Here is a 9,851-nt window from a genome sequence, read left to right as displayed (position 1 = left end):
GGCCCCTGGTCGAGCGAAGCGAGACCTGGGAGCCGGTGGGTGGGCCCACGGCGGCGAGGGCCCCTGGTTGAGCGAAGCGAGACCTGGGAGCCGCCGGGGACTAGAGTGAATTTCGTGAGTAGATCCGCCGCCTGGGACCACCCCCGCACGTCGTTGTACACCGATCACTATGAGCTGACCATGCTGGAAGCTGCCCTCCATTCGGGCGCGGCGCACCGGCGCTCCGTCTTCGAGGCCTTCGCGCGCCGACTGCCCGACGGCCGCCGCTACGGAATCGTCGCCGGCACCGGCCGGCTGCTTGAGGGGATCAAGGACTTCCGCTTCGGAGACGCCGAACTCGCGTTTCTCGATCAGCACAAAGTAGTTGACAGGCAGACACTGGACTTCCTCGCCGACTACAGGTTTTCCGGCGACATCTGGGGCTATCCGGAGGGCGAGGCCTACTTCCCCGGCTCCCCCATCCTGATCGTCGAATCCACGTTCGCGGAAGCGTGCATCCTGGAAACGTACATCTTGTCCGTGCTCAACCATGACACCGCGATTGCTTCGGCCGCCTCCCGGATGACCAGCGCGGCGGGCAACCGGCCGTGCATCGAGATGGGCTCCCGGCGCACCCAGGAGGAATCCGCGACGGCGGCAGCCCGTGCCGCGGTCATCGCCGGTTTTGGCAGCACTTCCAACCTTGAGGCCGGCCGGCGGTACGGCATCAAGACAGTGGGCACGGCCGCCCACTCGTTCACGCTCCTGCACGACACCGAGCGCGAGGCCTTCGAAGCGCAGATCGCCGCCTTCGGGCCGGGCACGACGCTCCTGGTGGACACATACGACGTCGAGACCGGGGTACGCACCGCGGTGGAACTCGCGGGTGACAAGCTCGGGGCCGTCCGGCTGGACTCCGGGGATCTCGTTGCCCAGGCCCAATGGGTCCGCGAGCTGCTGGACAATCTCGGCAACACCAACACCCGGATCGTCGTTACCTCGGATCTCGATGAATACGCCATCGCGGCCCTGCAATCGGCGCCGGTGGATGTGTACGGCATCGGCACGTCTTTGGTCACTGGATCGGGAGCGCCGACGGCCAGCATGGTCTACAAGCTCGTCAGCCGGACCAACGATGCCGGGGAATTCGTTCCGGTGGCCAAGGTAGCCAAAAACAAGGCCAGCGTGGGCGGCCGCAAATACGCCCTGCGCAAACTCAACGAACTCGGCATCGCCACCCAGGAGATCGTGGGCATCGGACACCGGCCGGAGGACGACGGCAACGACCGCCCGCTGCTCCAGCAGTTCATCAAGAACGGCGAACTGCTCCCGGGATGGACGGGACACGAGGGCGTCGTCCGGGCACAGGAACGCCACGCGGCCAGCATGGCCGAACTCCCCCCGGTAGTCCGGCGGCTGCAGCGCGGCGAGCCGGCAATCCCCACCGTCTATGAGGAGGACTGAATGTCCCGTGCCCTGATTATCGTGGACGTCCAGAATGATTTCTGCGAGGGCGGGTCCCTCGCCGTGGAAGGTGGCGCCGCCACGGCTGCCGCCATCAGCGAATACCTTGACGAGAACCACCAGCACTTCGACCATGTCGTGGCCACGCAGGACTGGCACGTAGACCCGGGCAGCCATTTCTCGGAAACACCGGACCTTGTGGACAGTTGGCCCCCGCATTGCCGCGCAGGGAGCAAGGGCGCCGAACTCCACCCCGATCTCGACGCCGAGTACATCCAGGCTTACTTCCGCAAGGGACAATACACCGCGGCCTACTCAGGCTTCGAAGGAGTCCTGGCTCCCGAAGACGAAGTGCCCATGGGCGAACTAGCGCCCGGCGCCGACCCCTCCGTCGAGCTGGACGAGGACGCCCTCGGGCTCGACGACTGGCTGCAGAGCCACGGAGTAGAGGAAGTGGTGGTGGTGGGTATCGCCACGGACTACTGCGTCAGGGCCACGGCACTGGACGCCGTGCAGGCCGGTTACTCCGTGACAGTGATCGGCGAACTCACCGCCGGAATCGCGGAGGATCTTGACGAGACCTACGCGGAACTGGAAGAGAACGGCGTCGAACTGGGACAGCGCTAAGGGCAGTAGCCCTGCCACGCAGTCCTACTTCCGTCCGATGAACCAATCCTGGAGCTTGCGCAGCCGTGACTGCAATTGCTCCTCGTTAGCCTGCGCGACTGCCGGTCCGCCGCACACCTCGCGCAACTTGTTGTGGACGACGCCGTGCGGGGTACCGGTGCGGGCCGACCAGGCCGCCACGTTTTTTGCGAGCTCATTGCGCAGGTCCATCAGCATGCGGTGGTCCGGAACCGCGGGTGACGCGGCGGCAGCCAAAGGAGATTGGCGCTTCTTCCTCGACTGCTGATCATGCTGCCGCTGCCGGAGCAAGGTTCCTACTTGTTCAGCGTCGAGCAGCCCGGGGATCCCGAGGAAATCAAGTTCGTCCTCGGAGCCGATATCGGCTCCCGTGCCGAATTCGCCGCCGTCGAACAGCACCCTGTCAAAGGATGCCTGCGAATCGAGGGCCTCGAATTTGCCCTTCTCAAGGGAGTCTGAGGCCTTCTCTTCGCGGTTGGCCTCGGCCATCAGGTTCTCTTCGGGGTTGAAGAGGCCGTCCGGATCTTCCTTCTCGGGCCGGTCCAGTGCGTGGTCCCGCTCGGCTTCCATGGAGTTGGCCAAGGCCATGAGGGGCGGAACCGACGGCAGGAAGACCGACGCCGTTTCCCCGCGTTTGCGGGCACGGACGAAGCGGCCCACGGCCTGGGCGAAGAACAGGGGCGTGGACGTGGACGTCGCGTAGACGCCGACGGAAAGCCGGGGGACGTCGACACCTTCGGACACCATCCGGACAGCCACCATCCAGCGCTTGTCGCTTGCGGTGAACTCCTCGATCTTGTGCGAAGCCTTGGAATCATCGGACAGGATCACCGTGGGCGACTGACCTGTGATCTTCTTGAGCTGACCTGCATAGGCGCGGGCGTCGTCGTGATCCGTGGCAATGACGAGGCCGCCGGCGTCGGGCACGGTACGGCGCACCTCGCCGAGGCGCTTGTCGGCGGCAGCAAGAACCGCGGGGATCCATTCACCGCCGGGGTTCAGCGCGGTCCGCCATGCCTGGGAGGTGATGTCCTTGGTGACGGCGGCCTCGCCGAGCGATGCCGCCATTTCATCTCCCGCGCTGGTACGCCAACGCATCTGGCCCGAATACGCCATGAACAGCACAGGACGGACAACGTGGTCCCTCAAGGCGTTGCCGTAACCATAGGTGTAGTCCGCCTTCGAGCGGCGGATGCCGTCGCGGTCTTCGGCGTATTCCACGAAAGGGATGGGTGAGGTATCGGAACGGAACGGCGTGCCTGTGAGCGCCAAGCGTCGCGCGGCAGGATCGAAGGCCTCGCGCAATCCGTCGCCCCAAGACAACGCTTCGCCACCGTGGTGGATTTCATCGAGGATGACCAGCGTGCGGGCGGCCTCGGTCTTGGCCCGGTGGAGCATGGGCTTGCTCGCCACCTGCGCATAGGTGACCGCGACGCCGACGAAGCCCCTGCCGTGCTGGCCGTCGGAATTCTTGAAGTTCGGATCGATGGCAATGCCCACCTTGGCCGCGGCGTCCGCCCACTGCCGTTTCAGGTGGTCAGTGGGAGCGACGATCGTCACGCGGTTCACGGTTCCACTATCGAGGAGTATTGAGGCAATCCGCAGGGCGAAGGTGGTTTTACCTGCTCCCGGCGTTGCCACGGCGAGAAAATCGCGCGGGCTCGCGTTGAGGTAAAGGTCCAGCGCTTCCTGCTGCCAGGCGCGCAGTTTCGGGGCGGTTCCCCAGGCTGCGCGTTCCGGATATGCCGGAGGCAGCGCGGGGCCGCCGAAGAGTGTTTCAGTCACGCGGATTCCCCCCGACCAGCAACGATTCCAAGCAAGTCCGCTGCGGCCAGCGAAACCCAAATAACCACAAAAAACACCAATCTGTTCCGGACGCGCCGAATCACGCAGGGCAGCAAACAGGCAGGAGAAAGCACTCCCCCGCCTACTACCAGGAAATACCCGACTACTGGGGCTTACTCGCTACTTGGAGCCGCCCGGGCCGCCTTTGTCTCCGCCGTCGTTACCGGGGCGAAGTCCTTCATAGATTTCTTTGCACTCGGGGCAGACCGGGAACTTCTGCGGGTCCCGGCCAGGGGTCCACACTTTCCCGCACAAGGCAATCACGGGTTCGCCTGTCAGGGCGGACTCCATGATCTTTTCTTTGCGGACATAGTGCGAGAAGCGCTCCCGGTCACCGGGTTCCACTTCTTGGCGCACTTCCTCGCGCTCAATGGTTGCAGTGGAAGTTCCGGCTCCGGAAAGCTCGCGCATGGGATCGTTTTCGAATGGGTCCGGAGGCAGCGTCGTCATGCCATCCATCTTAGCCGCTGATGCTTCGCGATCAGATGCACCGTGTCAGATGCTCTGCCATTTCGGCTTGTTGTCATAGGTGTGGCGATAGTAGTCGGCGAGCTTGAGCGAGGAAGCCGCAGCCTCATCGATCAGGATGGTAGCGTGCTGGTGCATTTGCAACACCGATGCCGCGCAGATGGCCGCCACAGGCCCCTCGACAAAGTCCCTGACGGTCTGGGCTTTCTGCGCGCCTGTGGCAATCAGGACAACGTGCCGGGCGTCCATGATGGTTCCCAAACCCTGCGTGACCACGTGGTGGGGAACGTCGTCGATACTCTTGAAGAAGCGCGCGTTGTCCTTGCGGGTCTGCTCGATCAGCGTCTTGATCCGGGTCCGCGACGCGAGCGAGGAGCCGGGCTCATTGAATCCAATATGGCCGTCCGTGCCCACGCCAAGGATCTGCAGGTCAACGCCGCCGAGTGCCCGTATGGAGTCCTCGTATGCCTCGCAGGCTGCGGGAAGGTCGGCCGCCGTACCGTCCGGGCTGTGGACGTTGGCGGGGTCGATATTGACCCGGTCCGTGAATTCACGGCGGATGACTTCACGGTACGACTCCGGATGCCCGGGTTCGAGCCCGACGTATTCATCAAGGGCGAAGGCGTGTGCCTGGCTGAAGTCGAGTCCCTTTTCCTGGTGGCGGCGCGCCAGTTCGTCATAGACAGGGAGCGGAGAGGACCCTGTGGCCAGGCCTAGGACCGCGTTCGGCTTTCGGCGGAGCAGCGCCTCGATGGCATCCGCGGCAAGCGCCCCGATCTGTTTGCTTCCCGGAAGGATGACAACTTCCATCGTCCACGACCTTTCTAGCTGTGTTTCCCGGATGAACTGGTTCAAACTTGAGGTTATCCCATGTCCCATAACTTGTCATTGTTGGTCATGGAATCAACGATTGACGCTCAATTGTGCGAAGAGCTCGGGCCCGCGCCGGTCAAGCCAGCGTCCGCCGATCCGGACTCCCGACACGAACAATGCCACCCCAAGAACCGTACCAATTGCCAGATTGATCCATCCCCATAGCGGATCGCCCGTGACCGACTGGACAATCACGAGGGCAAGTTCCGGAAGGACCAGGAGGAACAGCACCGCCATTCCCCCGAACTGGACCGCCAGTGTCTGGGCAACGTTTCCCGGCGGCTTCTTGAACGGGCTGTCCCCGGGCAAAGGCACAGTGGACGTGTACCGCGCCGACACGACGGAGGCCAAGCCCAGGCCCGTGAACAGCACGCCCAGGGAAAGCCCCAGGAGACCGGGCAACCAGCCCCATTCGCCGGTCAGGAAAAAGGGCCCGACGGCGAAGATCAACACCACCGGGAGGGCGAATGCCAGGCAGGCCAAGGCCCGGCCGAGCCGGTCGTGAATGCCGCGGACCCCGGTGGCCAGATGCAGGGCAAATGCGGTGTTGTCGTAGGAGACATCCGCGGCAATGGACCATGCGAGGACAAAGGCAGATATGGGCCCCAGAATCACCAGCATGGAGTAGCTTCCGGACTGCCCGGACTGGAACAGGAAAATCACGGGCAACAACGGGACCACGATCAGCGAGGCTGCGTAGCGCGGATCGCGGATCCAGTAGCTGAGGGAGCGTGCGGCAACGGCACCGGTGGGAGTTGCCGGCAGCAGTCCGAACAAGCCAAGTTTCCCGCCGCGTTTCCTTGATCCACCGGAATATGGCGGAGTGACCAGCGCCCGCTTGAGCAGGGCATTCCACGCGGCAAACAACACGAGGAGAGTGGCGAGGGCGATCAATGCCTTCAGGCTGGCGGCGGCAACTTCTCCGGACGCCAGATCCCCGCCAAGCGACCAGGAAGCTCCGAGTGGAGTCCAGGAGACCGTCCGGGCAAGTTCCGGGAGGTAGCCTGTGGAACCGGACATTCCCCTGAAGACGCCGGCCACGATCGGTCCCATCAGCACGAGTGGCACAAAGACCACAATGCTGCTCACATCTTTGAAACGGCGGGAGGCCGCGAGGCTGGCAGTCGCCGTCGTAATGACTTTCGACAAGACCACGCAGCTCAGCACGCCCAGCACGGCACCCAGCAGGGCGCCGAGCACCGCCGGCACGTTGCGCCACCATGTCGCCGCGGTGAATAACGCCACAATCGTCGTGGACAAGCCCGGCAATCCGATGAATCCGGCGAGGGCAAGCCCGGTCAGCAGCTGGCGCATCGGGATCGCCGACGTCGTGAAGCGGGAAGGGTCAAGCGTCATGTCAGCGGCCGAGGCCATCAGGGGCACGATTGCCCAGGCCAGGATCGCGGCAGCGCCACCGAGGACGACGGCGGTGTGGGCCGTCTCTGCGTCGGCCCACCGCAGGGCGACGAGCGTCACCACGAGGGTCGCGACGACTCCCAGCGCATAGAGCCCGCCGATCGCGATGCCCACAAGCTGGCCCGGGCTGCGCCGGAAGCCGTTCCGCAGGAGCCGCCACTTCAGGCTCAGAAGGTGCGCAACCATTCCAGGCCCCCCGTCTGGTTTCCGCCGCCCACGAGCTGCACAAACCGGTCCTCGAGCGTGGCACCGTCACGGACCTCGTCGACGGTTCCGGCGGCGAGGACCCTGCCGGCAGCCACGACGGCTACGTGGTCGCACATGCGCTGCACAAGGTCCATGACGTGGCTCGAGACGATGACCGTCCCTCCCGAGGCCACATAGTTGTCAAGAATTCCCCTGATGTTGGCTGCCGAGACGGGATCCACGGACTCAAAGGGCTCGTCCAGCACCAGCAGCCTGGGCGCATGGATGAGCGCCGACGCGAGGGCAATCTTCTTTGTCATGCCGGCGGAGTAGTCAACCACGAGGGTGCCGGCGTCGTCGCTGAGATCCAGCGCGGCCATCAGCTCTCCCACCCTTTGGGCAACGACGTCCCTGTCCATGCCACGGAGCAAGCCGGCGTAGGTGACAAGCTGTTCACCCGTCAAGCGGTCGAAGAGACGGACGCCGTCGGGCAGTATCCCCATCAGTTTCTTGGCTTCGAGCGGCTTCGTCCACACATCCACGCCGTGGATGTAGGCCGTCCCGAAATCCGGCCGCAAGAGCCCCGTGGCCATGGACAACGTGGTCGTCTTGCCCGCCCCGTTGGGACCGACGACGCCGTAGAAGGAGCCGGCGGGGACATCCAAGCTGATGCCGTCGACGGCGATTTTGCCGCCGAAGCGTTTTGCCAGTCCGCGCAGGGCCAAGGCAGGCACCGGGGAGATGGGAGGGGAACCGGGAAGCTGGACAGTCATGCAGCCAGCCTAGCCCCGGGGACGGTTCCAGGAGTCGTCCCGGAGGGGGAACTACGGGCCCCTTTTCCGGAGCAGCCTCATCCCAAAGGACTAGCTCTTAGAAGCTGTGCCGTGGAACCGCGCGCTGATACTGCGGCGCCCAATCCAAGGGGAAGCCGAGTTCAAAAGCCGCGCGAAGCCACCAGTGCGGATCGCGGAGGGCTGCCCGTGCCATGAATACGCCATCGGCTTGGCCCGTGGCCACCGTGTGTTCGGCCTGTCCTGAGGATGTCAGGAAGCCGACTGCACCGGTGGGAACCCCAGCTTCGCGCCGGATCTGTTCCGAGAATCCCGTCTGGTATCCAGGACCCGCCTTGATCCGCTGGTGGGCCACAGCGCCCCCGCTGGAGACGTCCACCAAGTCCACGCCGTGCTCGGCCGCCGCCCGTGCAAGGCGCACGGAGGCGTCAATGTCTACGCCACCCTCGGCCCAATCACTGGCGGATATCCGCAGCAGCAACGGCATCGAATCGGGGATGACCGCACGGACGGCGTCGATGACCGCAAGCATCAAGCGGTTTCTTGCCGCCTCGCTGCCTCCCCAGGAATCGTCGCGCTTGTTGATCAAGGGGCTTTGGAATTCGTGCAGGAGGTAGCCATGCGCGCCGTGGATCTCCACCGTGTCGAACCCGGCATCCACGGCCCGTGAGGCTGCCGCCGCGAAATCCGAAATCACGGCGTGGATGTCCTCATCGCTCATCGCAAGCGGACTTGCAAGGCCGGCAAACGCCTCGTTACCCGGCCCCCGGGCCACCCACCCGCCATCGGACTCCGCGACGGATCCGCTCTCTCCGGCGAACGGCCAGTAGGTGGAAGCCTTGCGGCCGGCGTGCGCCAGTTGGACGCCGATCTTGCCGCCCACGGCACTGTTGCGGTGGACGAAGTCCACAATCCGCTCCCAGGCGGCCGCCTGCTCGTCCGTGTACAGTCCGGCGTCGCGCGGACTGATCCGCCCCTCGGGGCTGACGGCCGCTGCCTCGGTGAGGATGAGGGCCGCGCCGCCCGTGGCAAACGCGCCAAGATGCACCAGGTGCCAATCGTTGGGCACGCCGCCCCCGCCGTCGGGCGAGCAGCTGTACTGGCACATCGGGGAAACCCAGCCACGATGCGGCACCGTCAAGGAGCGCAATTGAAGCGGGCTGAACAACGCCGGTTGCGTCATTAGAAGAGGACCCGCGCCAGACCTTGCCGGGCCTTGGCGACGCGTTGGTCCGAAATGCCGACGACGTCGAACAGTTCCAGCAGACGCACACGCGCCGCCTCACGCTCGGGACCGAAGTTGCGGCCAATGAACGCGATGATGCGGTTGAACGCGTCTTCGATGTGTCCACCCGAGATGTCGAGGTCGGCCACCGTGAGCTGTACTTCGATGTTGTCCGGCTCCTCCGCCGCCCGCTGACGCATGGCTTCAGCTTCCGTTGCCGTCAGGAGCTCGAGCCTGCCCATCAGTTCCACCTGGGCGAGTCCGGCCTTCGCCTCGGCATCAGCCGGCTTCTCAGCGAGCGCCTGGCGGTAGGCAGTGGCCGCTGCGGCGTAATCTCCGGCTTCAATGGCATCGAAGGCTGCCTGGTGCAGCGGAGGCAAAGGACGGGCCTCCGCATCAGCGGCGCCCGCGCCGATGCTGCCTGTCACTCCGTTGGCTTCGGCCACCTTGAGGAGTTCGTCGATGAGGGCGCGGATTTCCTGGTCCGACGCGGGCCCCTCGAAGAGCGGCACGGGCTGGCCCTTCAAGACCGCGACGGCGGTGGGGATGGCCTGGACCTGGAATGCCTGCGCAAGCTGCGGGAACGCGTCAACATCCGCCGCAGCCAGCACGACTTTGCCGGCGTAACCTTCGACGACAGCTTCGAGGCTGTGGAGGAGGGTCGAAGCCTCCAGGGATCGGTTTGACCACAAAAGGAAAAGGACGGGAATCTGTGCGGACAGCTGGACGAGGTCCTGGAAATTGGCCTCGGTGGCATCTACGCGAAGGGGCTGGCTGCCGCCGGGGCTTCCGCCGGACGCAGCCGGGGCACCATTCGGTGCCGCCGGCGCAGGGCGCCGCAATGCAGAGAGGTCGACGGCGCCGCGCAGGTTGAGCTGGCTGGCGGCGGCTGGAGAGACGGGACGGGATCCTGGCGAACTCATACCGTCCACTCTAGCCGCTGCGCCAACAGCATTTGC

9 protein-coding genes are annotated in these 9,851 nt (G+C 65.0%); 2 read left to right on the top strand and 7 right to left on the bottom strand.

What is annotated here, in order from left to right; genetic code table 11:
• Window positions 1-114 precede the first annotated feature (114 nt).
• Together ABEA18_RS22295 and ABEA18_RS22290 are read left to right on the top strand one after the other, a co-directional pair.
• The gene (locus tag ABEA18_RS22295) at window positions 115-1,443 is read left to right on the top strand and encodes a nicotinate phosphoribosyltransferase (protein WP_345452868.1); all 1,329 of its coding nucleotides are present in this window, start codon (window positions 115-117) and stop codon (window positions 1,441-1,443) included.
• Window positions 1,444-2,070: an isochorismatase family protein gene (locus ABEA18_RS22290; protein ID WP_345452866.1), complete on the top strand. Its 627-nt coding sequence runs from the start codon at window positions 1,444-1,446 to the stop codon at window positions 2,068-2,070.
• 24 nt (window positions 2,071-2,094) lie between these two features.
• Here the strand turns inward: ABEA18_RS22290 and ABEA18_RS22285 are convergent, their stop codons facing one another.
• The 7 genes from ABEA18_RS22285 to ABEA18_RS22255 form a co-directional block, all read right to left on the bottom strand.
• Window positions 2,095-3,873 (bottom strand): DEAD/DEAH box helicase, encoded by a 1,779-nt coding sequence (locus ABEA18_RS22285; protein WP_345452864.1) that lies wholly within the window; start codon window positions 3,871-3,873, stop codon window positions 2,095-2,097.
• Window positions 3,874-4,053: 180 nt separating this feature from the next.
• Entirely contained in the window at window positions 4,054-4,392 is a 339-nt protein-coding gene (locus ABEA18_RS22280) for a DUF3039 domain-containing protein (RefSeq protein ID WP_236811694.1), read from the bottom strand.
• Between the two features lie 36 nt (window positions 4,393-4,428).
• Entirely contained in the window at window positions 4,429-5,211 is a 783-nt protein-coding gene (gene nagB / locus ABEA18_RS22275) for a glucosamine-6-phosphate deaminase (RefSeq protein WP_345452861.1), read from the bottom strand.
• 93 nt (window positions 5,212-5,304) lie between these two features.
• Window positions 5,305-6,876: an ABC transporter permease family protein gene (locus ABEA18_RS22270; protein WP_345452860.1), complete on the bottom strand. Its 1,572-nt coding sequence runs from the start codon at window positions 6,874-6,876 to the stop codon at window positions 5,305-5,307.
• Window positions 6,858-7,649, bottom strand: a complete 792-nt coding sequence (locus ABEA18_RS22265) for an ABC transporter ATP-binding protein (RefSeq protein ID WP_345452859.1) — start codon at window positions 7,647-7,649, stop codon at window positions 6,858-6,860. The genes ABEA18_RS22270 and ABEA18_RS22265 overlap by 19 nt, the downstream gene beginning before the upstream one ends.
• Window positions 7,650-7,746: 97 nt before the next feature.
• A complete protein-coding gene (locus ABEA18_RS22260; protein WP_345452858.1) occupies window positions 7,747-8,850 on the bottom strand; it encodes an NADH:flavin oxidoreductase/NADH oxidase in 1,104 nt (367 codons plus the stop codon).
• Complete coding sequence (locus ABEA18_RS22255; protein WP_345452856.1) at window positions 8,850-9,815, bottom strand: tetratricopeptide repeat protein; 966 nt, start codon at window positions 9,813-9,815, stop codon at window positions 8,850-8,852. Before ABEA18_RS22255 ends, ABEA18_RS22260 begins: the two co-directional genes overlap by 1 nt.
• Between the last annotated feature and the right edge of the window lie 36 nt (window positions 9,816-9,851).

The organism is Arthrobacter gyeryongensis (genome assembly GCF_039543785.1).
Classification (GTDB): domain Bacteria; phylum Actinomycetota; class Actinomycetes; order Actinomycetales; family Micrococcaceae; genus Arthrobacter; species Arthrobacter gyeryongensis.
Note: the sequence above shows the minus strand (reverse complement) of the source record. Positions and strands in the feature narration are given on the sequence as shown.

Coding starts and splice junctions, on each gene's coding strand:
- ABEA18_RS22290 (WP_345452866.1), top strand. CDS start 1,444: ATGTCCCGTGCCCTGATTATCGTGGACGTCCAGAATGATTTCTGCGAG.
- ABEA18_RS22265 (WP_345452859.1), bottom strand. CDS start 7,649: ATGACTGTCCAGCTTCCCGGTTCCCCTCCCATCTCCCCGGTGCCTGCC.
- ABEA18_RS22255 (WP_345452856.1), bottom strand. CDS start 9,815: ATGAGTTCGCCAGGATCCCGTCCCGTCTCTCCAGCCGCCGCCAGCCAG.
- ABEA18_RS22270 (WP_345452860.1), bottom strand. CDS start 6,876: ATGGTTGCGCACCTTCTGAGCCTGAAGTGGCGGCTCCTGCGGAACGGC.
- ABEA18_RS22260 (WP_345452858.1), bottom strand. CDS start 8,850: ATGACGCAACCGGCGTTGTTCAGCCCGCTTCAATTGCGCTCCTTGACG.
- ABEA18_RS22280 (WP_236811694.1), bottom strand. CDS start 4,392: ATGGATGGCATGACGACGCTGCCTCCGGACCCATTCGAAAACGATCCC.
- nagB (WP_345452861.1), bottom strand. CDS start 5,211: ATGGAAGTTGTCATCCTTCCGGGAAGCAAACAGATCGGGGCGCTTGCC.